The following is a 22,142-nucleotide window of genomic DNA, read 5'->3' as shown; positions in this document are numbered from 1 at the left end:
ATGCTGGACACCATACGCAAGAATGGCGTGACCCTGGCTCTCTTTGCCGCGATCACCACCGGCGTCACTGCTGTTGTAAATACCGTGACCAAACCCACCGTCGAGCACCAGACGCAGTTACAGCAAAAAAATCTGCTGGATCAGGTGGTGCCGACCGATATGTACGATAACCACATTCAGCAGGAATGTTACGTTGTCACTGATGCGGCACTGGGTAATGCCAGCCCTCATCATCTTTATCTGGCGCGAAAAGGCAACGAACCTGTGGCCGCCGCCCTGGAAACCACCGCACCGGATGGCTATTCTGGCGCGATTCAGATGCTGGTCGGCGCGGATTTTCACGGTAAGGTACTCGGCGTGCGGGTGATTGAGCACCATGAAACGCCGGGCCTGGGGGACAAAATCGAGTTACGGATTTCTGACTGGATAAACAGTTTTAATGGCAAAGTGGTAACCGGGCCAGATGACAAAGCGTTTGCCGTCAAAAAAGATGGCGGCGAATTCGACCAGTTTACCGGTGCCACCATTACCCCGCGCGCCGTCGTGAATGCCACCAAACGTACGGCATTGTTAATTGAATCCCTGAAAGGGAAACTCTCTTCGTTACCCGAATGTGGAGACGCCAATGAGTGAAGCGAAAAACCTGCTGGTCGGCGGGCTGTGGAAAAATAACTCGGCGCTGGTGCAGCTGCTGGGCCTGTGCCCTTTGCTGGCGGTGACCGCCACGGCCACCAATGCTCTGGGGCTGGGGCTTGCCACGACGCTGGTGCTGACCCTGACAAACAGTTTTATTTCGGCCTCACGTCGTTGGGTGCCTTCTGAGATCCGTATTCCTATCTACGTGATGATCATCGCCTCTGTCGTAAGCTGCGTGCAGATGCTGATTAACGCTTACGCCTACGGTCTGTATCAGTCACTCGGTATTTTTATTCCGCTGATCGTGACCAACTGCATCGTAGTGGGTCGGGCTGAAGCCGTGGCCTCGAAAAGCAGTATTCCCCTTGCCGCACTGGATGGCTTTGCTATCGGTATGGGCGCCACCTGTGCAATGGTGGTACTGGGATCGATCCGTGAAATCATCGGCAGCGGCACATTGTTTAACGGTGCGGATCAGTTACTGGGTCCCTGGGCTAAAGTGTTGCGTATTGACGTGATTCATTTTAACTCGCCAATGCTGCTGGCAATGCTCCCGCCGGGTGCCTTTATCGGTCTGGGCATGATGCTGGCGGGGAAATATGTGATCGATCAGAAAATGAAGCAGCGCGCAGCGCGTCGCGCAGAAGACGCGGCGCTTGATGCGCCGCAGGGCAACACGGGAAAAGCCGTGTGAACCAGACGAAACGCATTGAAATTCTCAGTCGTCTGCAGCAGGCCAACCCTCACCCTACGACCGAGCTGCAGTTCACCTCGCCGTTTGAACTGCTGATTGCGGTTCTGCTGTCGGCTCAGGCGACGGACGTGAGCGTTAACAAGGCTACTGCAAGGCTGTACCCGGTGGCGAATACACCTGCTGCGATGCTGGCGCTGGGCGTGGACGGCGTGAAGGAGTACATCAAAACGATCGGCCTGTTCAACAGTAAAGCCGAGAACGTGATTAAGACCTGCCGTATTTTACTGGACCAGCACGGCGGTCAGGTGCCTGAAGATCGCGCCGCGCTCGAAGCCTTACCTGGCGTCGGTCGTAAAACGGCTAACGTAGTACTGAATACGGCTTTTGGCTGGCCGACGATTGCGGTGGATACGCACATTTTCCGCGTCTGCAACCGGACGAATTTTGCGCCGGGTAAGAACGTCGAGCAGGTCGAAGAGAAACTGTTAAAAGTCGTGCCGAAGGCGTTTAAAGTCGACTGCCATCACTGGCTGATTCTGCACGGGCGTTACACCTGCGTGGCGCGCAAACCGCGCTGCGGGTCCTGCCTGATTGAAGACCTGTGTGAATATCCCGATAAGGTCGAGTAAGCCCGGATAACAGCCTGTGACCGGTCACAGGCTGTTTTACTGTTCAGCGCTGACGCTGCGCCAGCGCCGCCCGCATCCAGGCCATCACCAGCGGCGAATCCTTATCCTGTAATGCCGCCCGTTCGGACTGGAATAAGGTGGCGACATAGAAAGGATGATCGGTCAGTTCAATGCCGCGCACATCGCCGTTCAGATCCCAGGACGTGATCCGCATGTTTTTACCCTGCAGCGCCGCACTGAAAGCCGGGTTCACGCCAAAATTGCAATGATAACCTTCATCGCTGGTCAGCGCACCGTAGGCGCTGGCCATACGCGAGCCGGGTGCAAACGTGACCTCCCCTCGCTGTTCGACCAGTGAGCAGCTTAGCGGCGCAATCACCATCCGACCGGTCTCGCTGGTTTCGGCATGACTGGCATCTTCCCAGCCCAATACGTGGCGGGCATAGTCGATAACCGCATACTGAAACCCGCCACAGGAGCCGAGAAAGGGCTTACCGTTTTCCCGTACCCAACGCAGCATGCTAAACACGCCGTCATCGTTTTTATAGGGGCTGCCGGGCACCAGCCAGACGGCATCATGCTGCGTAACGGCGGACAGATCATCTAAATCCGGGGTGGGAATCCAGTCAGGCTCAATCGGGATGGCAAGGTGCGCCGCGGCGCGCGCCAGCGCCAGGGGAATGGATTGATGCGAAACAGCGTCCGGGCGGTAGTCACCCACTAAGGCGAGACGTAAAGATAACGACATAGCAACATCCTTTTTGGGAAATAAAGAGGCTACGTGAGTGCGCGTGCGCTGTCGAGCAGGTGAGCGCATTTTTGCTGGTTTTTTACGCCTGTTAATTAAGGGCCGGACGCATTATTTCCTGATGAAACCATTTTTCTTCTGCTGAAATAACGGCGAATAATGTGAGTTTAATCAACTTTATTGCGCACCCGGCGTCGTTTTGCACCATAGTATGCAGATTATTTCAGCGAAACGACGTCAAAAGCCGCATTTCCGGCGCTTTATTCTGATGAAAGATCACTTTCCAAAGCAAAGCTCTACGCAACCACCGTTTAGTGGTTAATGTCATTATTGACGATCTGAAAAGCCCCACGCAGGTATTTTGAACCAATAAAAAACCTGAAAACATGACAAAATTTCAATCAGTAATATTTATTTAGGTTTTAACACCATATTGACCCTGTCTGGCAGAAGGTAGAAAACGCTTGCCCTGCCGCCTTTATTCAGCCAAATTAGTCGCCGTTTTTCCCATCTAATAAAAATCTGGCCCATGGTGTGATCACATGGCGCGGACGGAATGCCTGTCACGACGCAGGATATGAAATAACAGAGGTACAAGTGTCAACTGCAAACAAACACACCGACGAGGCCGTCAGCCTTAATGCTTTTAAACAGCCCAAAGCGTTTTACCTGATCTTTTCAATCGAATTATGGGAACGTTTTGGCTACTACGGCCTGCAGGCCATTATGGCCGTTTATCTGGTTCGACAGCTCGGCATGTCGGAGTCCGACTCCATTACCCTGTTCTCGTCCTTTAGCGCACTGGTTTATGGTCTGGTCGCTATCGGCGGCTGGCTGGGCGATAAAGTGTTGGGCACCAAACGCGTTATCGTGCTGGGTGTACTGGTGCTGGCCATCGGCTACGCGCTTGTCGCCTTCTCCGGTCATAACGTCAGCGTCGTCTATATCGGTATGGCGACTATTGCGGTGGGCAGCGGCTTGTTTAAAGCGAACCCCTCTTCCCTGCTTTCCACCTGCTACGAGAAAGACGATCCGCGCATTGATGGCGCCTTTACCATGTTCTACATGTCCATCAACATCGGCTCACTGTTTTCAATGATGCTGACGCCGTGGTTAGCCGAAAAATATGGCTATAACGTGGCGTTTTCGCTGTCGGTGATCGGCCTGGTCATCACGCTGCTTAACTTCCTGTTCTGTAAGCGCCTGGTGAAAGACTTTGGTTCCAAACCGGACTTTGCCCCACTCCAGTTCGGAAAACTGCTGATGACGCTGGCAGGTATTGTGGTGTTGATCGCCCTGGCTAACTGGATGCTGCACCATCAGGCCATTGCCCGTATTCTGCTGGGCCTGATTGCGCTGGGCATTATGGTGATCTTTGCCAAAGAAGCCTTCGCACTGAAGGGCGCGGCACGTCGCCGTATGATTGTCGCTTTCCTGCTGATGGTCGAAGCCATCGTCTTCTTCGTGCTTTACATGCAGATGCCTACGTCGCTGAACTTCTTTGCGATTCGTAACGTTGAGCACACCCTTTTTGGCATTACCTTTGCGCCAGAGCAGTTCCAGGCGCTGAACCCGTTCTGGATTATGCTGGCCAGCCCCATTCTGGCAGCCGTGTATAACAAGCTGGGCGACAAGCTGCCGATGCCGCACAAGTTCGCTATCGGCATGGTGCTGTGTTCTGCCGCGTTCCTGGTATTGCCTGTCGGCGCGAAATTTGCCAGCGATGCCGGTATCGTGTCCCTGAACTGGCTCATTCTCAGCTATGGCCTGCAAAGTATCGGCGAACTGATGATTTCGGGACTGGGCCTGGCGATGGTGGCACAGCTGGTTCCACAGCGCCTGATGGGCTTTATCATGGGCTCATGGTTCCTGACCACCGCGGGTGCTGCCGTCATTGCCGGTAAAGTGGCCAACCTGATGGCGGTGCCTGAAAACGTTACCGATCCGCTGATTTCGCTGGTCACGTACGGCAAAGTGTTCCAGCAGATCGGGATTGCCACCGCCGTCATCGCTGTGCTGATGCTGGTGACGGCCCCGCTGCTGAACCGTATGACGCAGACGACGGAAGCGGAAAAAGCCTGAGTGCGATTTTGACACGCAGCAAAAACCGGGCCTTGCCCGGTTTTTTTGTTTTTGTCGCCGATCGGTTCCTGGTAGATTACTCATGCTAATAACTGGTAATTCTGCCACAGGGGATTACTATGCAAACACGACTCGCAACATGGTGGCTTCATGATGAAACTGTTTTGTAAAGCTGGTGCCTGTTCTCTTTCACCCCATATTGTTCTGCGTGAATGTGGTCTGGATTTCACTCAGGTCAATGTCGACCTGCAAACCAAGCTCACCGAGCGCGGGGATGATTTTCGTCAAATCAACCCCAAGGGTCAGGTACCGGCGCTGCAATTGAGTGAGGGTAATGTCCTGACTGAAGGCGCGGCGATTGTGCAGTACCTGGCCGATCTCAAGCCCGATCGTCATCTTCTGGCCCCCGTCGGCAGCCTGACGCGTTATCACACTATTGAGTGGCTCGGCTACATCAGCAGTGAGTTACATAAGAGTTTTTCACCGCTGTTCCGCAACGATGCGCCCGACGAGTACAAAGCGCTGGTGCGCCGTCAGTTGGAGGCAAAATTTGCCTGGGTAAACGGTGAACTGCAGGACAAGCCCTGGCTGATGGGCGTGCATTTCAGCGTCGCGGATGCTTATCTGTATGTGGTGACGCGCTGGGCGAAAGCGCTGAACCTGGATGTCAGCGCGTTGAACCACCTGCAACAGTGGTTTGCGCGCGTTGAAGAACGGCCATCGGTTCAGGCCGCGCTAAAAGCGGAAGGCCTTATCTGACACGATCAGGGCCGTTACCGGCCCTTTTTTTACAGCTTCTCTGCCGGAAAATAGTGCGTTGGCCGGGCAATAGCGTCCTGCGCGGCAACCAACTGCAGCTCATATTCCCCCATCTCATGCGTTTTCAGCATCACTTCATAGACGGCGGCCGTGACGTGCTCCAGCGCCGCCTGCAGCGACTGTCCGTGCAGCAGATCGACCAGCAATAAGCCGCTGGTTAAATCGCCCACGCCTACAGGCTGGCGAACTCCAAAGTCCACCAGCGGACGGCTGATGTGCCAGGCTTCGTCGGCGGTGACCAGCAGCATTTCAAAGCGATCGCTGCGGCGTCCTGCCCGTGCCAGATGCTTAATCAGCACCACTTTTGGCCCCTGCGTGATCAGCAGGCGGGCAGCCTCAACGGCGGATTCGACACTGGTTACCGTGCGTTCGCTGAGCATTTCCAGCTCCAGCAGGTTTGGCGCGATGATATCGCTGGCCGGTAGCGCCATTTTGCAGTGAAACTCCGCCACGCCCGGTGCCACAATGCAGCCCTTTTCCGGATGCCCCATGACCGGATCGCAAAAATACCAGGCCTCAGGGTTGGCGGCTTTTACCTGATGCACGATGTCCAGAATCTTTTCGCCCTGTTCGGCCGATCCCAGATAGCCGCTTAACACCGCATCACAGGTTTTCAGGCGGTCGATATCGGCGATGCCTTTGACAATGTCGGTGAGATGCGACGCCGGCATGACGGTGCCGGTCCAGTGCCCGTACTGCGTATGATTGGAAAACTGCACGGTATTCAGCGGCCAGACGTTCACGCCCATACGGCGCATCGGGAACTCTGCCGCCGCATTGCCTGCATGACCAAACACCACGTGCGACTGAATTGCTAAAACGTTTTTCACTTTTTTACCCTGTCGTGCCTTGCCATAAAAAAGGGCCGGAAACCGGCCCTGAAAAGCTACTGCCAGTTGATCAGGCAGTAATGTTTTTTACCGCGGCGTAATAACGTGAAGCGGTTAAACAGCTTGTCGCTGTCGCGGAAGCGGTATTCCGCATCCGACTGCTTCTCACCGTTCAGCGATACGGCATTTGAGCCAATCATGGTGCGCGCCTGGCCGCGTGACGGTACCAGCTCCGCTTTAACCAGTGCCTGCTGCAGATCGTCCTCAGCAGACAGCGTAATGGTGGGCATGCCGTCCTGCGCCAGCTGTTCGAAATCGGCCTCGGTCATGTCACTGAGCGCACCGGAGAACAGACTTTCCGTGATGCGTTTCGCGGCTGCCAGACCCTCTTCGCCATGAACCAGGCGCGTAACCTGCTCGGCCAGGACATACTGTGCACGCGGCGCGGTTCCGCTGTTTTTATCTTCTTCTTCCAGGGCAGTAATCTCTTCAATGCTCAGGAACGTGAAGAATTTAAGGAAACGGTAAACATCCGCATCGGAGGTGTTGATCCAGAACTGGTAGAACTTGTACGGGCTGGTTTTCTTAGCATCCAGCCAGACCGCGCCGCCTTCGGTCTTACCGAACTTGGTGCCGTCCGATTTGGTGATCAGAGGAACCGTCAGACCAAACACCTGGTTCTGATGCAGACGACGTGTCAGATCGATACCGGAAGTGATGTTGCCCCACTGGTCCGAGCCGCCGATCTGCAGCGTTACGCCGTGCAGTTCGTTCAGGCAGGCAAAATCATAGCCCTGCAACAGGTTGTAGGAGAATTCGGTAAACGAGATCCCCTGGTCGTCACGGTTCAGACGCTGTTTGACCGCTTCCTTGTTGATCATCTGGTTAACCGAGAAGTGTTTACCAATGTCACGCAGGAAGGTCAGCACGTTCATATTGCCAAACCAGTCATAGTTGTTGGCCGCAATCGCACTGTTCGCACCACAGTCAAAATCCAGGAATGGCGCAACCTGTTTACGGATTTTTTCGACCCATTCACCGACGGTTTCGCTGGTGTTGAGCTTACGCTCTGCCGCTTTAAAACTGGGATCGCCAATCAGACCGGTTGCGCCGCCCACCAGCGCCACCGGCTTGTGTCCGGCGTCCTGAAAACGTTTCAGGCAGAGCAGCGGTACCAGATGGCCCAAGTGCAAGCTGTCAGCAGTGGGGTCAAAGCCGCAATAGAGCGAAATTGGCCCTTGCGCCAGTTTCTCGACTAACGCGTCTTCATCCGTCACCTGGGCGATCAGGCCCCGTTCTTGCAATTGTTGTATCAGGTTACTGCTGGTCATCACTGACTCCAAATTGATCAGACTGCACCTAGGCTGGTACACAGCTTTCCGCTGAGTTGCGGAAGAAAAAAATGAGGGCTATAGCATAAAGCGCTGACGGCTTCTGTGCCAGCGCTGATAAGGGGAAAGCGCAGTTTTACGGGGCGAGTCGGTCAATTTTCCAGCCGTCGTTATCCCGTTGGTAGAGGAAACGATCGTGAAGGCGATGTTCGCCCCCTTGCCAGAACTCCATGGTGTTAAATTTTACCCGATAGCCGCCCCAAAAACTGGGCAGCGGCACGTCGCCCTGCTGGAATTTCTGCTTCAGTTCCAGAAACTTCGCTTCCAGCACACCGCGGGCAGAAATCCGGCTGGACTGACGCGAAACCCAGGCACCGATCTGGCTGTCACGCGGGCGGCTGCTGAAATATTTCAGGACGTCCAGCGGCGACAGTTTTTCGACTTCGCCCAGCACCATGACCTGGCGCTCCAGAAAATGCCACGGGAAATGCAGCGAAATACGCGGATTGTTGGCCAGATGTTGTGCTTTACGGCTGCCGAGGTTGGTATAGAACACCATGCCCTGTTCATCATAATGCTTCAACAGCACGATACGCTGATAAGGCTGGCCTTGCTCATCGACCGTGGCTACCGTCATGGCTGTAGGATCGGGCAATTGTGCCTCGCAGGCCTGCTTTAACCAGCTTTCGAACAGCGCCAGCGGATTATCCGGCAAATCGTTACGACGCAGACCACCGCGCGTGTATTCACGACGCAGGTGGGCAATGTTTTGCAGCATTTCATTGTCACTCATCATGCACACTCACTCAGATAACGTTAACCAGCCGGTTGCAGCTCGCAGTCATTCACGACGATTTTATCGTTGCGCTCAATAAAAGCACCGTTTCCTTTAGACCAGAAAACATACTGTCCGTCGCTGTAGCGGGCCCCCGAGGCAGAAACGGTTTGCGTCAGCGTCAGCGGTTTGCCATCCATGATAAAGCTGACCTGATCTTTAGCGTTATCCAGGGTGACGGTGAGCGGCAAGGTGCCACAGCGATAGTGTAACGTTTCTGGCGCGGGCGACGATTTGTGCATCAGGCTGCAGCCTGACAGCATGACCATGGCAACCACAGTTAATCCTTTTCGCATCAGCGATTCTCCTGTACGTAAAGCAGGCACAGCGCGCCCTGCTTTGTTCGGTATGAAGGTTCCGGCACCGGCAGGTTAACCGTTCCGGCACAGAGGGGCAATTTAACCGATGATCGCACCCGTAGCAGCAAAAGTTTTTTTGTCCGGACGTGGCAAGGTGAAGACTGCAAAGCCAGGGTTTGGTCGGGAAAACGCGACATCGCGCGGCGATGACCAGGGCGGAGGGGGCGAAAGAGACCGGCAACACCCGGGTATTCAGGCGTTGCCGGTGAGGATTAATTACCGCGATAGGTAGAATAGCCGTACGGGCTCAGCAGCAATGGAATATGGTAATGCGATTCACTTTTGTCCATGTGAAATATCACCGGAATTTCCGGGAAAAAGGACGCGTGCTGAACCTTCTGATAATAATCTCCCGTTTTAAATACAACTTTATAATCGCCCGTTTCATATTGTTTATCTGTCGGGAATAGTGCACTAATTCTGCCGTTTTTATCGGTTACCCCTGAGGAAAGCTTAACCCACTTGCCCTGTTCTTTATGTTCGAGGTCAACAGAAATACCGGGAGTCGGCGTGCCGGTCTCCAGATTTAATACGTGTACACTCAGCGGATTCTTCATCGCGGTTGTTTCTGCCGCACAAGCAACGGAACCCATTAATAACGCTGCAACTGCACCCATTTGCCATTTCATTCTCGATTCCTTTTTTCGTTAACCTGTCAACGAGCGTAAAGGGCCGCAGACTAAATACCAAACCGCAGGCGCTAAATGTGAAATTTCTGAGAGGCATAAATACGCTTTAGCTATTCGCGCTTTTTCTGCGCAAGTGCGTTTATTGTTTCGCTCACCGCCCTGCAAAATTCTCAAAAGCGACTATGCTGTTTAATTCAAGGTCCACTTCAAGGAGATGAAATGCATACTAAATCCCTGTCAGCTGCCGTTTTGCTTGCCCTCTCTCTGGCAACGTTAGCCGGTTGTTCTTCCAACCAGTCCATTAAAACGTCAGACGGCCGTACAATAGTGACCGATGGTAAGCCTCAAATTGACAGCGATACGGGGCTGGTGTCCTATCGTGACGCCCAGACAGGCAAAACCGAACAAATTAATCGCGATCAGATCAGCAATATGAGTGAACTTGATAACTAACGGACTCAATCACAGAAATAAGGTGGATAATATGAAGAATACTCTGATTTTACCGCTGGCAGTTTTGATCGGCATGACCGCATTAACAGGCTGTACCCGCACAAGCTACGCTATTCATACCAACGATGGCCGCACTATTATCAGCGACGGTAAGCCGTCTGAATCTGATGCCGGTTTACTGGGTTATACCGATGCCAATGGTGTGAAACAGCAGATCAATAAAGCGGACGTTAAAGCCGTTTCCGAAGTGCCAAAATAACAGCGTTGCCGCCTGATCAGGGCGGCTTTTTTATTTCCTGCCGCCTCTTCATTGCTTCACCCTCTCAATATCTTTTTATCCGGAAATAACGATCGTCGTAAACAGTGTAATAACGATTTACACGGCATGATCATGGCTCATATATCCTTTTGTCTTTCTGACACAGGCGCTCGCCTGTTATGGCCTTTTTCATTCCCTCTCACTTTGCTTTGCGACAACACAAACACATTAGCATCTCTTTCTTATGGACATTTTATTTACAGCGTCAGGTTGCGTTCCGGAATGCCGCTGACGGCCAGGTCACCGTGTCAGGGACCTATCGTAATTTCAGGCCAGTTCGCCACTATCTAGTGGTTTAATCACTTCAATTCTGGCGGATAAAACGGGTCTTTATAAATTTTCGCTCGCTTATTAAGGTGTTAGCCTGCGGTATGAAAGTTCACTGTTTTTAATGTTTTCTTTGATAGGTATCACCGAATGAAATCACACTACCGCTATTCATTCCTTTTACTAAACTAATCACTGGGTCGACGACATTCTCACTCACTCTCAGGAGGTGCATATGAATTTTCACGATGAGGCTACCGGTCATAAGATTATTGGTGAAGCTGCGGTGAACCTGGCACTACAGAATGAGGAGATCACGGTGGTTTCACTGATTCGCCAGCTCAGCACGATGGCGGACCATGAAAGCGACGATGAGCGCGTGCTCCTGATCGCCGATGCGCGTAAATGGCTGAAAAGCTTTATTAACGTGGCTACGCGCGAGCGGGCCGAACTCAACTGGATGGTAGTAACGGGCCAGGTTCCCGCCAATGTGACCGAGCATTAACGCTGACAGGTTAATGCGATACCACGCTTCGCGGACGCCGGATGCGTCCGCGTTTACTGCGTGCCAGCTGTCTGTATTCTCTCTGTGTCCGCTTTCTGCCCTTCTCTCTGTCCCCGCCTGAATCGCGCCGCACGCTTTTTCTGCAAAAATAGCTGTACAAGTTTTATTTTATTGTATAACTTTACGCTACTTTCAACTGACTACTTTTGAACCACCCGAGAACCTCTATGCAACGCAATCATCGCTTACCGCAGAGCGCCGACGATATCTCCCGCTATTTTTCTGCGGCGGGTCTCCCTTCACAGCAGGAAATGCTGGGGCAAATCGTGGTAGATATTTTACGCGCCGGCCAGAACGTGAACCGTAAGTCTATCTGCACTAAACTGCTGCGCCGTCTTGAGCTGTCAGCCAGTCAGGAAGAAGAGCGCCTTTGCCGTGAACTGATTGGGTTGCTGTTTGGTCGTTAAGACGGCCAGTGACTGCCGTGACGGGACGGGGCATCGTTGCGAAGCCGTTGCGGCCTTTTCGCTGCTGCTGCTGGCATTATTGTTGCTGCTGTCGTTACTGTGACGTGACGGCCATACAGGCTTCCTTGCTTCAGCCCGTCGTCATTAATGGAGTTTATGCGCGAGGATACGGATAGCCTCTTCGCAGGTCTGTCGGGTCTTTTTACAGCTTGTCTGGAGACTTTGCTGGTGCAACGCACCAATAATTTCCTGCAGTGTGAGCGTTTTACCCGGCTGCAGGATGCCTGACACAACGCGCCCTAAAAGCGCGTGAATCTCTTCACCGATGTTTGCCCTGTCATGTTTCACGCATAATCCTCAAATTTTACTTTTTCTGTAACAGCAAAGTGTTTTAGAGAAGGCACACTGTGCCTGTGTCTGGCAGCCCGTGGGTGACCGGCCGCCCTGCATGGATGACATAAGGGAATATTTACTTCCTAAATGAGCAAAGATTAATCCAGGATTTTCAGGGCCAGCGCAATCGTAGCCTGTTCATCGTGTACATCCGCCACCTTGCCGGTAACACGCATACCAAAGGCAATACGCAAAATCAGTCCTGCAGCCGTCTCCACATCCAGGTCGCGCCTGATGGAGCCATCATGCTGCCCTTCCTGCAAAAGTGACATCAGAAAGGCCTTATTGCGGAAGATAACCTGTGTAACCTGTTGTGACAGCTCCGCATCCAGCACCTGTAATTCAATAGCACTGCCTACGACCAGACAGCCGGTGCGCCCTTCCGTTGACCGGGAAGAATCCAGATAAAACTGGAGTAGTTCACTTAACTTTGCGCGGCCGGTCGAAAAGCGGGCCAGGCGTCCGCGCAGATCCTCGTTGCGGACCGTGATGTAACGCTGAAAAACCAGCAGGAACAACGATCGCTTGTCCTGAAACGCTTTGTAGATACTACCGACAGAAAGCTGCATTGCCTCACTCAAATCGTTAAGCGAGGCGGCATGATATCCTTTCTGCCGGAACACGATCATCGCCTGGTCCAGAGCCTGTTCGATATCAAATTCTCTGGGCCTGCCGCGTTCTTTTTGTTTATTCGCTGTGGATTGTTGGCTGCTCATGACGACCAGTTTGAGAGGCTGCATTTCCGACATTACCCGGAAACGATAGGCAGGACGATTGTATCTCAGGCACCGGGTGCAAGTACACCCGAATCCCACCCCGGCGCATCGTCTGCACAAAGTGCGGTGCAGGCGATGCCGTGGTGGGATAAAAAGCAGGCCGATCAGGCGTTGGCTTTAAGCAGCTCGTCTGCCGCCAGTTTACCGAGCGCGTTCGCCGCAAAGGGACTGTCGCCCGTCAGTACCCGGCGATCTTTATGCACGGTCCCTTTAATATCGCTGTTAACCAGCGTCAGTCCCATGGCCTGAAGTTTCTCCCCAAAGAACCAGGTTAACTGTCCCGGCATGTAGCCGATATCCGGTGTTTGTTTGTCGGTCGCATCGGGGAAGGCGCAAATTTTATAGCCATTAAGCGGATTGTCGCCTTTGTCCAGAGCAAGAAAGGCAGCCGGGCCATGGCACAGCGAAATCAGGTGACGATCGTTGGCCAGCGTCCAGCGGATCACCTCAGCGACGGCTTCACTTTCGGGCAGCCCTATCAGCGCGCCGTGACCGCCCGGAATAAAGACGCCTGCGTACTCTGACCGGGGCGTCAGTGACTGAACGACAGCGTTCAGCGTCAGCGGGGAACGAAACAGCGACAGGCAGTGATTGTAAAAGCCAATGACCACCTCATCCTGCTGGGGCATCGCCCAGTGTTCAAACTTCACCATCTGCCCGGACAACGTCGCCACATCAAACTGGAAACCGGCCTGATACAGGTGATACATCGGAAGCAGCGTCTCAATCGGATGGTTACCGGTGGAAAACAGGGTGTCGTTATCAAGCGGCAGATAGCGCTCGTCGGTGCAGATCACCAGGACCTTTTTATTCCCTGAATACGGCTGGGGATAGTCGGCATCACCGAGATCAGATGTGGGGCGGGTGAACTGGTCAAGTGAGTAGGCAGAAGGAAAAAAGGCGTTATGTTCGGCCCGATCTGCCACCGGCGATTTACTGAGTTCTGACATGACAAAGCTCTCCTTAAGGGGATGGATACCTGTTTTAGCCTAGACCACAACGCCAGATTTAAACCGCGCGGCAGCCCAAACGGCCCCCTTATAAGAGCATTCTGTTGCTGTCATCCCTGCCCACGCCTTACTTCACCACCGGCAGATCGCTGATGCGCGTGGTATAAGCCGGCGACAGCATTTCGCGCTTCATCGCCCAGCGCTTCTCTGTCCCCTGTCCGGCGAACCACATTTTCCCCTTGCCCGCTTTGTGGATCTGATCGATAACCTGCATCAGATCGTTACGGCCCGGGTTGACCGGTCGCTCATCAAACAAATCCAACTGAGTCACGCCGTGGTCAAAGAAGTCGCTCAGGACAACGCCCGCTTTGATATAGCGGTGGCCCGCGATCCAGATGTAGTCCAGCATGTCGGTCGCCACCCGGATAATGTCGCGCGTATCGTGCGACGGCGTCAGTAACTGACCAGTGGCCTGATTGCCGTAAAAGTTTTCACCAACGGCATGGGGGCTGGTGCGCAGAAACACCCCGATTTGTCGGCAGTACTGTTTTTCTTTCCGCAGTTTTTCGGCGGCACGTTCGGCATAGGTACAGACTGCCTCACGCACCTGTGCATAGTCTGAAAGACGGCTACTGAAAGAACGTGAGCACATGATCTGCTGTTTGGTGGGTTCGAGGGCTTCTAAATCCTGACAGGGTTCACCGCATAATTCTCTGACCGTGCGTTCCAGCACCACGCTGAAATTCTTACGAATCAGGCTGGGACGCTGACGCGCTAGGTCTGCGGCCGAGGTTATCCCCATCTCCTCAAGCCGCTGGCTGAGACGGCGGCCAACGCCCCAGATATCCTTGACCGACACCTTCGCCAGCAGTTTTTGCTGGCGCACCGGATCGGACAGATCGACCACACCGTTGGTGTAGCCCGCCCATTTTTTGGCCGCAAAATTCGCCAGCTTCGCCAGCGTCTTGGTAGGGGCAATCCCGACACAGACGTTAAGATGAATTTCTTTTTTGATGCGTTTTTTAATCTGGTGCCCCAGGGTATCAAGCGACATGCAGTGGCTGACGCCGGTTAAATCCAGAAAGGCCTCATCAATCGAATAAATTTCTACCGACGGGGCCATTTCCTCCAGTAGCGTCATGACCCGGGTGCTCATATCCGCATACAGCGCATAGTTAGAGCTAAAGACCTGCACGTTATGGCGGGCAATGATTTCTCGCATTTTAAAAAACGGCACGGCCATGGTGACGCCAAGGGCTTTGGCTTCGGCATTACGCGCAATCACACAGCCATCGTTGTTTGAGAGCACAATAATGGGCTTGCCCTTGAGATCCGGTCGAAACACCGTTTCACAGGAGGCATAAAAATTGTTCACATCGACCAGCGCAAACATGATTAATAAACCGACTTGATCACATAGGTCACAACGCCAAACACTTCGAGCGCGTCTTCTGTGCTAATCACAATGGGTTTGAACTGACGGTTCATTGGCATCAGTTGCAGGCAGGGCTGAAGCTGAAGCCGCTTGACGGTAAATTCGCCCTCAATCGCGGCCACCACAATATCGCCATGAGAAGCCACCAGTGCGCTGTCCACCACCAGCATATCGCCGTCGTTAATGCCCGCTCCGGACATCGATTCTCCACTGACGCGCACAAAGTATGTCGAACTGGGATGCTGAACGATGAGCTTGTTCAAATCAATCCGCTGCTCAACGTAGTCCTGCGCCGGAGACGGAAAACCGCACGGCACCCGCTCGACAAACAGCGGTAATTGCAAAGGCGTGCTCACTTTTGCTGGCCTGATAAATTCCATATTCACCTCTCACGCCAAATTACTGTATATAATTACAGTAATCGCGATCTGCCAGTGCGATCAAGCGAAACCGGAGAGGTTTATGTAAACCAGTTGATGTGGATGGATATTTTTTTCTGCCCTTTTCATCGCCTTATGACAGGCCTGTGCAGCCATTAACCGTACCGGTTGTTTTTTCGCCGGCGCATGCAAAATTCTTCTCTTCGCTGAACAGATGTTTAAAAAGCACGGAACGCTGCCCGTTAGCGGCGCGTATTTATTCGCCGCACAACCCGGGCGGAAATAATGCTGACAGCGTTAGCAACATCAATCGGCTAAGCGTACAAGCGGCGCGCAGACGATAACGGAAATAAACAACCGCCTGGCCGTGCATAGTGATAAAAATAGCCCTAAGCAAGTCCGAAAAAAGGCGTCAAAATAGCAGGCGATAAACGGGGTCTGATTCGCCAGCGCTGTTTCACGCTGCTTTTATGACGGGAAAATCACCACAGCCGATCTTTTTTGCAAAAATGAAGACAGGATCGCCGGATACAACGTTCATCTTTTGTGATGTGAACGTGTCTCATTCGGATTAAAAATGATAATAATCATATAGTTAAAAAAATAAGATAACGTGAAATGATTTATACTGTGATATCCAACACGTTTGCCTATCATGCCTGCATTACCGCCGAACACGGCTATCACCGTGGCATTGAAAAAAAGCATTGAGAGGCAGAATAAAAATGGAATTGAAAAGTACACAGGGAAAAAAGGTCTATTTAACCGAGCAGGAACTTTCTTTAAGCTGGCTTTTTATGACCGGTATGACGGTTAACCAGATCGCGTACCAGATGGCTTCACCTGCACACGTCATCTATTATCTTAAGCAAAAAATCATGCAGAAAGTAGGCGTGAGAAATAACAGTGAGTTTATCCTCTGGCTGATTCATCTCAGAAAATAAAAAACGTCGCGCTGTGTTGCCCGCATGGCAGGATAATACGTTGCCTCCGCCCGCGTGATGAATACGCACAATGTCCGCGCAGGCATCATCGGTTAACCCTGCGCCGTCATCATGCCGGGATAACGTCACCGCGCGCCTGACTCGCCCTGCGCTTTCCGCCGGCAACCGTAACCTGATCGGCGTGTGAGGCGCATGGGCTTGTGACCGATCCGGTCAGCCATTTACCTGCTGCCTTATCCATTCGCGAAATATCTCCATCGATGGCGTCAGCGTCTTTGACCGCAGCCAGGTTAACCAGTAGCCACCGACATCAATCTCAATGTCAAAAGGCCGCACCAGGATGCCCGCCTCCAGCTCCCGCTGAAACATGCAGACCGGCACCAGCGCGACACCGCCCGTCTGAACCGCTGCCTCGACCATCAGCCGCGAGGAGTCGAAAACCGGACCAGTCATTCTGGGGGGCGTGATATTTGCCGCAGTGAACCAGTTACCCCACTCATCCGCGCGATAAGAACGCAGCAGCGTTTCCCGTAACAGATCGCCGGGCTGCTGCAGCCGACGGGCGATATCCGGCCGGCAAAGCGCAGTCAGCGGTGCGGTAAACAGCGGTTCGTTGTGCGTTGCAGGCCAGGCCCCCGTCCCAAAGCGAATAGCATAATCGATGCCTTCGCCCGCCAGATTCACGACGTTATTATGGGTGCGCACGTTCACTTCCAGCGCAGGATGCTGCTGATGAAAGGCATCCAGACGCGGCAGCAGCCAGCCCAGCGCAAAGGTCCCGACACAGGCGAGGGTCATCACTTCGCGGTATTCACCCCCTTCAAACCGGCGCCAGGCTTTTTCAAGCTGGGTGAACGCCTCGGACACCTCGGCAAACAGCAGCCGGGACTCGTCCGTCATCTCCAGTCCACGCGGTAAGCGCCGGAATAACGTCACGCCCAGCCGCTCTTCAAGTAGCCTGACCTGCTGGCTCACGGCCGCCTGCGAGACGAAAAGTGCCATACCTGCGTGAGTAAAATTCAGGTACCGGGCCGAAGCATAAAAGGCCCGGAGTGCATTAAGCGGAACATCATTTTTCATTGTTAACCCCAGAAATTCTTTTGGCTCCTCTCAAATTATCTCGCTTGTCGATAATTTGAAATCCCTTACTCTCTCCCTCGTCACACTTTTGACAGGCGATATGTCCCGCAATAACGCGACCTTCGTGTCATAACGGGGGCATCAGGTGGCAGAAACTGACATAAGTTTCACGAGGGGCGCATTTTACACGTTTCGCTCAGCACGCCCCGCTTCCTGAGGCGGTGAGGTGCCGGGCATGTCTGAATGCAGATACACATTAACGGAGGTTTATATGGCTACGGCTCCCCGGCTGCGCATCTGTGCAGCGGCAACCCTACTGGCGCTGGCGGTCCCTTTTGTCGCCGAGGCCCATTTCAATGACGCATTGTTAGCGCAACCTGTCCGGCAGCTGGAACATGCCGCAGGCGGACGCTTAGGCGTGGCGGCGATCGACACCGGTGATGGTTCTGTTTTTACTTATCGTGGTAACGAACGTTTTCCCCTTTGCAGCACCAGTAAAGTCTTTACGGTGGCGGCCATTCTGAAGAAAGCGGAAACCGCACAAGGCCTGCTGAATGAAAACATCGCGATTCGTCACGCCGACCTGGTGAATTACAACCCCGTGACCGAAAAACAGGTGGGCGGCACGATGACCGTGGCAGAACTCAGTGCGGCGGCCTTGCAGTACAGCGACAACGCGGCGATGAATAAACTGCTGACGCACCTTGGCGGGCCGCATGCCGTGACCGCCTTCGCCCGCAGCATCGGCGATAACACGTTTCGTCTCGATCGAACCGAGCCCACGCTTAATACCGCTATTCCGGGTGATACACGTGATACAACGTCACCGACAGCGATGGCGCAGAGCCTGCAAAAACTGGTTTTAGGCACGGCGCTGGCACCTGCTCAACGCCAGCAGTTAGCCGACTGGATGAAGGGCAATACAACCGGCACCTACAGCATACGTGCGGGTCTGCCTGCTGACTGGGTGGTCGCGGATAAAACCGGCAGCGGTGATTACGGCACCACCAACGACATCGCCGTGATCTGGCCACCGCATCATGCCCCGCTGGTGCTGGTGACCTACTACACGCAGACCGACAAACACGCGGCCTCGCGTAAGGATGTGCTGGCCAGCGCCGCAAAAATTATCGCCTCAGGTTATGAAAACTAAGCGACCGTAACGGCGTTAACACGTGATATGGCCTGTCTGTACGGGCTGTATCACGCCGCTGAAAAGGTTTGTCAGGTCAATAAACCCGTTGACAGGCATCCGTCACTTCCCTAAATTGAGCGCTTGCTCAAGTCGCCGGTTTACCGCCAGTACGCCTGCCTGAGCACAGGCGACTGGCCGGGATTACGCCGTGCATACCCACGTTATTTAACCGACAGGAAATAACCTATGAGGCTGGCTTATCATGCAATCCTTCGCCCCCGTAACGGAAGACTGACCGCCCTGCTGCTTGCCTTAAGCCTGGTGCCCGGCGCGGTGCTGGCTGTCCCGCCGCCGCTGAACATCGCCGTTTATCGCGGCGCGGCAGGATGTGACGGCTGTTCGGAAATGGTGGTGAAATCGCTCCACGGCCTCACCCGGCCGGTTCGCACAACGTACATCGGCGAGCATGAAACGCTCAGGCTGACGGCACAGAACCTGCGTCAGTTTGATCTCTATATTCAGCCTGGCGGCGGTCAGGATATTCCCGCGGCTTATGCCGCACTGGGAGAGGAAGGCGTCCGGGCTATTCGACAGTTTGTTCGCAGCGGCAAGGGGTTTCTGGGCCTTTGCATGGGGGCCTACCTGGCAGACAGTCAGTGGCTGGGGCTGATTAGCTCACCGCTGGAATCGGAAGTGGGCCGTCCAGGCTCGGGCATTGCTGATGAGGGCGATTACACGATTCGCGTTGACTGGCAGCGTCAGCCAACGCGGTTCTATTATCAGGACGGTCCGTACCTTGAGGGCAATCAAGCCCGGGATGGTTTTACCCCTCTGGCCTTTTACCGGAATGGTGACGTCGCTATCGCCCACTATACGTATGGAAAAGGCACGGTTGTGTTAACCGGACCGCATCCGGAAGCCGACGAGAGCTGGATGGACCAGGCAGACGGCGGTAAAGACGGCGTTGACACCACGCCCCAGGCAAAAATGTCTCGCCTGTTGGCCGGGTTTGATAACACCGTGCCTTAAGCCCGCACTGCGTGAGTGTCCGTGGCCGGGCGGCGTGGTCCTGTCGTGACGGTGCCGCTTTTCCTGTACGCGATGTGAGCGGCAACCGGATCGCTGCGTAGCTGTCTGTCGTGAATATAACCGGGAGATCCGGCTGGCGGACAGCTGACGCTCACATTCCTCAATCCGCCCTGCGCCCGCCAGGTCGCCGTGCCTGACGGCTGGCACGTGAAGGCAATCAGCGTCGCGCATCCCGTCAGGCAGGAAGATTACACGGTGCTGTCGGCCTCCAGCGCATCCTGAATCGCATCCGCCAGATTGGCAATTTCGTTTGCCACGGCCTGCAAATCCCAGGCGGCTTTAGAGCCATTCGCTGACGTCGAGGCGCTGACGGATGCTTTTGCCACTGCCAGCGCCGCCGCAACGGCGACCGTACGTTTGTGTTGTTCCTGCGTCATGCCCGCGGACGGCAGTGAAAAATAGTCGTTAACCATTATCATGTCCTTGTGATTCAAGAGGCGTAAACCTTAACGCCCTGCGCGTTCATAAGAAAGTAAATTATGACCACGGCTCCCGACAGATTCACACGGCACTTCCGGGCAACGCGCCCGCCCCGGCCTGTTTGCAGAGTTCACCTGCCAGACGCGGTTCCCCGTCTGAGCTCAGGGGTTATTGGCCTGCCATGTCGACGTTGCCGCCAGGGAGGACGCTGCCGCACACAGCACGCGTGACAGTGATCCGTTCCCGCGTCGCCTGTACAACCCGGCCCGCTCAGAAAAGTCATCTTGTACAAGGTTGTACAACTTTCCAAAAAGGCGCCGCGCAGAGGGTACCCTCAATAATCCCTTAAAAATCAACAGAAAATGTTAATATTTTTAGATTTTATGTTGCAATAAGCGCCGAAAAGTCATCCGACCACTTAAAATTTTATACAAAAAAATTGTACAAACTTGGTTTTTTTGTATAACTTTACGGCGTGATGTTAAGTCACTTGTAACGAAAGGTGCTTTGCACCGCATCTGAAGGTGAGTGGATTTCCACCTTCAGATGCAAAATTTTTCCTTCTAACGATTTTGAGGCCATGATGCAAACGACAACGAATACTGAGTCTCAGATTTCAGACTATTTCATGAACGCGGGTGCCCATTTCACCAGCGAAAAAGATGTGATTGCCGAAACCTGGTCAGAGCTTGCTGCCTATAAGGCTCACGTTTCTGAAAAAGACATCGTGCTGGGTTTGATCCACAAACTCGAATGTGAAACCGATGTGACCATGCAGGATATCTATCGTCAGGCCCTGGAGATTGTGCTTCAGCGTACGCCGGGCGATGTCCGTTTTTGATAAGTTGTGATGAAACGCTAATTAGCATGGATGCTTTGCCTTCCCTAAAAATTCGCCCCTGATTCAGGGGCTTTTTTTTTATTTTTTTCAGCTTACCTCGCCTCTCCTTTCGCGGTAAATCAAAAGGTTAAACGCAGCGGCGATGAAGAAAACCTACCTCGCTGCGCTTTATTTCTCTGGCATTCATGACCAGGCTTTTGGCTGTTGATCGATTCCTCACTAACCAGGAGATAACCATGTTTCATCACTCATCAAAGCTGCAGTACCCCGTGCGAGTAGAGAAACCCGATCCTGAATTCGCCATGTTACTCCAGCAAGCCATTGGCGGCGTGGAAGGCGAAATACGTGTGGCAATGCAGTACTTCTTCCAGGCCATGGGCGCACGCGGCGATGCGCGGATCAAAGATCTTCTTATCTCTACGGCAACTGAAGAACTGAGCCATATTGAGATGCTGGGCCATGCGGTGGCCCTCAACCTGGAGGGCGCGCCCCTTTCTTATCAGGAAGCCTCGGCAAAAGATCCCGTGGTGAATGCGATTCTCGGCGGAATGAATCCCCGTCATATCCTGTCATCAGGACTGGCTGCCCTGCCGGTGAATGCGAACGGCATGCCTTTTGACATGAGCCATATTTACGCGTCCGGCAATGTGGCGGCCGATATGCTGGCAAACGTGACGGCTGAAGCCACAGGCCGGGTACTGGCGACGCGCCTGTACAATCTGACTGAGGATAAAGGCATGAAGGATTTCCTGTCTTTCCTGATTGCCCGCGACACGATGCACCAGCAGCAGTGGCTGGCGGTAATCGAAGATTTAGGCGGCCTGGATGCGTCGCTGCCCATCCCGGACAGTTTCCCACAGGAAGGGGAAGCGCAGGAACACGCTTACTACTGCCTGAATACCTCACTGGATAAACCGTTGCCGAAAGGCCGCTGGAGTGAAGGCCCCTCCTTCGACGGTCGCGGTGAGTTTAGCGCGAAAGAGCAGCCGGATATTTTAGGAGAAGAGCCGCTGCTGGGGAATGCCCGCCCCGGTTCCGGTGCTCAGCAGGCACAAATCGAAGGTGGCGTTCCGCCACTGAAAAAGGGATTGTGATG

General features: G+C 53.7%; 27 protein-coding genes. 14 read left to right on the top strand and 13 right to left on the bottom strand.

Annotated features, from left to right (window positions below; translation table 11 throughout):
• The 3 genes from rsxG to nth are packed head-to-tail and all read left to right on the top strand — an operon-like array spanning position 1 to position 1,959.
• On the top strand, positions 1-633 hold the full coding sequence (gene rsxG, locus C1N64_RS12065) for an electron transport complex subunit RsxG (protein ID WP_283788898.1): 633 nt from the start codon (positions 1-3) through the stop codon (positions 631-633).
• The gene (locus tag C1N64_RS12060) at positions 626-1,330 is read left to right on the top strand and encodes an electron transport complex subunit E (protein ID WP_054633871.1); all 705 of its coding nucleotides are present in this window, start codon (positions 626-628) and stop codon (positions 1,328-1,330) included. Before rsxG ends, C1N64_RS12060 begins: the two co-directional genes overlap by 8 nt.
• On the top strand, positions 1,327-1,959 hold the full coding sequence (nth, locus tag C1N64_RS12055; protein WP_283786873.1) for an endonuclease III: 633 nt from the start codon (positions 1,327-1,329) through the stop codon (positions 1,957-1,959). The genes C1N64_RS12060 and nth overlap by 4 nt, the downstream gene beginning before the upstream one ends.
• A 43-nt stretch (positions 1,960-2,002) precedes the next feature.
• Here the strand turns inward: nth and C1N64_RS12050 are convergent, their stop codons facing one another.
• Entirely contained in the window at positions 2,003-2,707 is a 705-nt protein-coding gene (locus tag C1N64_RS12050; RefSeq protein WP_006119016.1) for a CTP synthase C-terminal region-related (seleno)protein, read from the bottom strand.
• Positions 2,708-3,304: 597 nt separating this feature from the next.
• On the opposite strand from C1N64_RS12050, the gene dtpA reads away from it, so the two are divergent.
• Both dtpA and gstA read left to right on the top strand, forming a co-directional pair.
• Positions 3,305-4,789, top strand: coding sequence for a dipeptide/tripeptide permease DtpA (gene dtpA / locus C1N64_RS12045; protein ID WP_033741223.1), 1,485 nt, complete (start codon positions 3,305-3,307; stop codon positions 4,787-4,789).
• Positions 4,790-4,942: 153 nt separating this feature from the next.
• Positions 4,943-5,548 carry a glutathione transferase GstA gene (gene gstA / locus C1N64_RS12040; RefSeq protein ID WP_174250611.1) on the top strand — a complete coding sequence of 202 codons (606 nt, stop codon included), beginning with the start codon at positions 4,943-4,945 and terminating at the stop codon, positions 5,546-5,548.
• A gap of 29 nt (positions 5,549-5,577) precedes the next feature.
• Here the strand turns inward: gstA and pdxY are convergent, their stop codons facing one another.
• From pdxY to uraH, 5 genes are all read right to left on the bottom strand, one after another.
• Positions 5,578-6,438, bottom strand: coding sequence for a pyridoxal kinase PdxY (pdxY, locus tag C1N64_RS12035; protein ID WP_006119013.1), 861 nt, complete (start codon positions 6,436-6,438; stop codon positions 5,578-5,580).
• A 56-nt stretch (positions 6,439-6,494) separates the two neighbouring features.
• Positions 6,495-7,769: a tyrosine--tRNA ligase gene (tyrS, locus tag C1N64_RS12030; RefSeq protein ID WP_367143081.1), complete on the bottom strand. Its 1,275-nt coding sequence runs from the start codon at positions 7,767-7,769 to the stop codon at positions 6,495-6,497.
• A 136-nt stretch (positions 7,770-7,905) separates the two neighbouring features.
• Positions 7,906-8,562, bottom strand: a complete 657-nt coding sequence (pdxH, locus tag C1N64_RS12025) for a pyridoxamine 5'-phosphate oxidase (RefSeq protein ID WP_033741468.1) — start codon at positions 8,560-8,562, stop codon at positions 7,906-7,908.
• Between the two features lie 23 nt (positions 8,563-8,585).
• Entirely contained in the window at positions 8,586-8,900 is a 315-nt protein-coding gene (locus tag C1N64_RS12020; RefSeq protein WP_006119010.1) for an MliC family protein, read from the bottom strand.
• A 275-nt stretch (positions 8,901-9,175) separates the two neighbouring features.
• On the bottom strand, positions 9,176-9,592 hold the full coding sequence (uraH, locus tag C1N64_RS12015; RefSeq protein WP_006119009.1) for a hydroxyisourate hydrolase: 417 nt from the start codon (positions 9,590-9,592) through the stop codon (positions 9,176-9,178).
• A gap of 219 nt (positions 9,593-9,811) precedes the next feature.
• On the opposite strand from uraH, the gene C1N64_RS12010 reads away from it, so the two are divergent.
• The 4 genes from C1N64_RS12010 (at position 9,812) to ycgZ (ending at position 11,603) form a co-directional block, all read left to right on the top strand.
• Positions 9,812-10,045, top strand: a complete 234-nt coding sequence (locus C1N64_RS12010; protein WP_033741212.1) for a YgdI/YgdR family lipoprotein — start codon at positions 9,812-9,814, stop codon at positions 10,043-10,045.
• 31 nt (positions 10,046-10,076) lie between these two features.
• On the top strand, positions 10,077-10,304 hold the full coding sequence (locus C1N64_RS12005; protein ID WP_394514829.1) for a YgdI/YgdR family lipoprotein: 228 nt from the start codon (positions 10,077-10,079) through the stop codon (positions 10,302-10,304).
• A 562-nt stretch (positions 10,305-10,866) separates the two neighbouring features.
• Positions 10,867-11,136, top strand: a complete 270-nt coding sequence (locus C1N64_RS12000; protein WP_033741209.1) for a hypothetical protein — start codon at positions 10,867-10,869, stop codon at positions 11,134-11,136.
• A 227-nt stretch (positions 11,137-11,363) separates the two neighbouring features.
• Positions 11,364-11,603: a regulatory protein YcgZ gene (gene ycgZ, locus C1N64_RS11995; protein WP_033741208.1), complete on the top strand. Its 240-nt coding sequence runs from the start codon at positions 11,364-11,366 to the stop codon at positions 11,601-11,603.
• 144 nt (positions 11,604-11,747) lie between these two features.
• On the opposite strand, the gene C1N64_RS11990 is transcribed toward ycgZ, so the two are convergent.
• From C1N64_RS11990 to umuD, 5 genes are all read right to left on the bottom strand, one after another.
• Positions 11,748-11,951, bottom strand: a complete 204-nt coding sequence (locus C1N64_RS11990) for a hypothetical protein (RefSeq protein WP_367143082.1) — start codon at positions 11,949-11,951, stop codon at positions 11,748-11,750.
• Between the two features lie 143 nt (positions 11,952-12,094).
• The gene (locus C1N64_RS11985; protein ID WP_369974372.1) at positions 12,095-12,736 is read right to left on the bottom strand and encodes a TetR/AcrR family transcriptional regulator; all 642 of its coding nucleotides are present in this window, start codon (positions 12,734-12,736) and stop codon (positions 12,095-12,097) included.
• Between the two features lie 140 nt (positions 12,737-12,876).
• Positions 12,877-13,722, bottom strand: a complete 846-nt coding sequence (hchA, locus tag C1N64_RS11980) for a glyoxalase III HchA (RefSeq protein WP_033741201.1) — start codon at positions 13,720-13,722, stop codon at positions 12,877-12,879.
• Between the two features lie 127 nt (positions 13,723-13,849).
• Positions 13,850-15,115, bottom strand: coding sequence for a translesion error-prone DNA polymerase V subunit UmuC (gene umuC / locus C1N64_RS11975; protein ID WP_033741199.1), 1,266 nt, complete (start codon positions 15,113-15,115; stop codon positions 13,850-13,852).
• A gap of 2 nt (positions 15,116-15,117) precedes the next feature.
• Positions 15,118-15,537: a translesion error-prone DNA polymerase V autoproteolytic subunit gene (umuD, locus tag C1N64_RS11970; RefSeq protein ID WP_033741198.1), complete on the bottom strand. Its 420-nt coding sequence runs from the start codon at positions 15,535-15,537 to the stop codon at positions 15,118-15,120.
• Between the two features lie 725 nt (positions 15,538-16,262).
• Here umuD and C1N64_RS11965 point away from each other — a divergent pair.
• On the top strand, positions 16,263-16,481 hold the full coding sequence (locus C1N64_RS11965) for a helix-turn-helix transcriptional regulator (protein ID WP_283786890.1): 219 nt from the start codon (positions 16,263-16,265) through the stop codon (positions 16,479-16,481).
• Between the two features lie 213 nt (positions 16,482-16,694).
• On the opposite strand, the gene C1N64_RS11960 is transcribed toward C1N64_RS11965, so the two are convergent.
• The gene (locus C1N64_RS11960; RefSeq protein WP_162285647.1) at positions 16,695-17,561 is read right to left on the bottom strand and encodes a LysR family transcriptional regulator; all 867 of its coding nucleotides are present in this window, start codon (positions 17,559-17,561) and stop codon (positions 16,695-16,697) included.
• 271 nt (positions 17,562-17,832) lie between these two features.
• Here C1N64_RS11960 and bla point away from each other — a divergent pair, with 271 nt between their 5' ends.
• Together bla and C1N64_RS11950 are read left to right on the top strand one after the other, a co-directional pair.
• Complete coding sequence (gene bla / locus C1N64_RS11955; RefSeq protein WP_052133179.1) at positions 17,833-18,714, top strand: class A beta-lactamase; 882 nt, start codon at positions 17,833-17,835, stop codon at positions 18,712-18,714.
• 228 nt (positions 18,715-18,942) lie between these two features.
• Positions 18,943-19,725 carry a BPL-N domain-containing protein gene (locus C1N64_RS11950; protein WP_375123999.1) on the top strand — a complete coding sequence of 261 codons (783 nt, stop codon included), beginning with the start codon at positions 18,943-18,945 and terminating at the stop codon, positions 19,723-19,725.
• A gap of 248 nt (positions 19,726-19,973) precedes the next feature.
• On the opposite strand, the gene C1N64_RS11945 is transcribed toward C1N64_RS11950, so the two are convergent.
• The gene (locus tag C1N64_RS11945) at positions 19,974-20,198 is read right to left on the bottom strand and encodes a hypothetical protein (protein WP_133745201.1); all 225 of its coding nucleotides are present in this window, start codon (positions 20,196-20,198) and stop codon (positions 19,974-19,976) included.
• A gap of 590 nt (positions 20,199-20,788) precedes the next feature.
• Between C1N64_RS11945 and C1N64_RS11940 the strand changes: the two genes are divergently transcribed.
• Both C1N64_RS11940 and C1N64_RS11935 read left to right on the top strand, forming a co-directional pair.
• The gene (locus C1N64_RS11940; RefSeq protein ID WP_033741464.1) at positions 20,789-21,046 is read left to right on the top strand and encodes a biofilm development regulator YmgB/AriR family protein; all 258 of its coding nucleotides are present in this window, start codon (positions 20,789-20,791) and stop codon (positions 21,044-21,046) included.
• A gap of 236 nt (positions 21,047-21,282) precedes the next feature.
• Positions 21,283-22,140 carry a manganese catalase family protein gene (locus C1N64_RS11935; protein WP_039340546.1) on the top strand — a complete coding sequence of 286 codons (858 nt, stop codon included), beginning with the start codon at positions 21,283-21,285 and terminating at the stop codon, positions 22,138-22,140.
• The last annotated feature ends 2 nt before the right edge of the window (positions 22,141-22,142 follow it).

Source organism: Pantoea sp. SGAir0215 (assembly GCF_043543215.1).
Note: the sequence above shows the minus strand (reverse complement) of the source record. Positions and strands in the feature narration are given on the sequence as shown.

What these genes read in the sequence shown, in the direction of transcription:
- C1N64_RS11960 (WP_162285647.1), bottom strand. Translation starts at nt 17,561, where the DNA reads ATGAAAAATGATGTTCCGCTTAATGCACTCCGGGCCTTTTATGCTTCG.
- pdxH (WP_033741468.1), bottom strand. Translation starts at nt 8,562, where the DNA reads ATGAGTGACAATGAAATGCTGCAAAACATTGCCCACCTGCGTCGTGAA.
- C1N64_RS12000 (WP_033741209.1), top strand. Translation starts at nt 10,867, where the DNA reads ATGAATTTTCACGATGAGGCTACCGGTCATAAGATTATTGGTGAAGCT.
- C1N64_RS11985 (WP_369974372.1), bottom strand. Translation starts at nt 12,736, where the DNA reads ATGCAGCCTCTCAAACTGGTCGTCATGAGCAGCCAACAATCCACAGCG.
- C1N64_RS11945 (WP_133745201.1), bottom strand. Translation starts at nt 20,198, where the DNA reads ATGGTTAACGACTATTTTTCACTGCCGTCCGCGGGCATGACGCAGGAA.
- C1N64_RS12005 (WP_394514829.1), top strand. Translation starts at nt 10,077, where the DNA reads ATGAAGAATACTCTGATTTTACCGCTGGCAGTTTTGATCGGCATGACC.
- C1N64_RS11965 (WP_283786890.1), top strand. Translation starts at nt 16,263, where the DNA reads ATGGAATTGAAAAGTACACAGGGAAAAAAGGTCTATTTAACCGAGCAG.
- tyrS (WP_367143081.1), bottom strand. Translation starts at nt 7,769, where the DNA reads ATGACCAGCAGTAACCTGATACAACAATTGCAAGAACGGGGCCTGATC.
- C1N64_RS12010 (WP_033741212.1), top strand. Translation starts at nt 9,812, where the DNA reads ATGCATACTAAATCCCTGTCAGCTGCCGTTTTGCTTGCCCTCTCTCTG.
- hchA (WP_033741201.1), bottom strand. Translation starts at nt 13,722, where the DNA reads ATGTCAGAACTCAGTAAATCGCCGGTGGCAGATCGGGCCGAACATAAC.
- C1N64_RS11935 (WP_039340546.1), top strand. Translation starts at nt 21,283, where the DNA reads ATGTTTCATCACTCATCAAAGCTGCAGTACCCCGTGCGAGTAGAGAAA.
- umuC (WP_033741199.1), bottom strand. Translation starts at nt 15,115, where the DNA reads ATGTTTGCGCTGGTCGATGTGAACAATTTTTATGCCTCCTGTGAAACG.
- C1N64_RS11940 (WP_033741464.1), top strand. Translation starts at nt 20,789, where the DNA reads ATGCAAACGACAACGAATACTGAGTCTCAGATTTCAGACTATTTCATG.
- C1N64_RS12060 (WP_054633871.1), top strand. Translation starts at nt 626, where the DNA reads ATGAGTGAAGCGAAAAACCTGCTGGTCGGCGGGCTGTGGAAAAATAAC.
- bla (WP_052133179.1), top strand. Translation starts at nt 17,833, where the DNA reads ATGGCTACGGCTCCCCGGCTGCGCATCTGTGCAGCGGCAACCCTACTG.
- C1N64_RS11950 (WP_375123999.1), top strand. Translation starts at nt 18,943, where the DNA reads ATGAGGCTGGCTTATCATGCAATCCTTCGCCCCCGTAACGGAAGACTG.
- rsxG (WP_283788898.1), top strand. Translation starts at nt 1, where the DNA reads ATGCTGGACACCATACGCAAGAATGGCGTGACCCTGGCTCTCTTTGCC.
- C1N64_RS12020 (WP_006119010.1), bottom strand. Translation starts at nt 8,900, where the DNA reads ATGCGAAAAGGATTAACTGTGGTTGCCATGGTCATGCTGTCAGGCTGC.
- C1N64_RS12050 (WP_006119016.1), bottom strand. Translation starts at nt 2,707, where the DNA reads ATGTCGTTATCTTTACGTCTCGCCTTAGTGGGTGACTACCGCCCGGAC.
- ycgZ (WP_033741208.1), top strand. Translation starts at nt 11,364, where the DNA reads ATGCAACGCAATCATCGCTTACCGCAGAGCGCCGACGATATCTCCCGC.
- umuD (WP_033741198.1), bottom strand. Translation starts at nt 15,537, where the DNA reads ATGGAATTTATCAGGCCAGCAAAAGTGAGCACGCCTTTGCAATTACCG.
- uraH (WP_006119009.1), bottom strand. Translation starts at nt 9,592, where the DNA reads ATGAAATGGCAAATGGGTGCAGTTGCAGCGTTATTAATGGGTTCCGTT.
- gstA (WP_174250611.1), top strand. Translation starts at nt 4,943, where the DNA reads ATGAAACTGTTTTGTAAAGCTGGTGCCTGTTCTCTTTCACCCCATATT.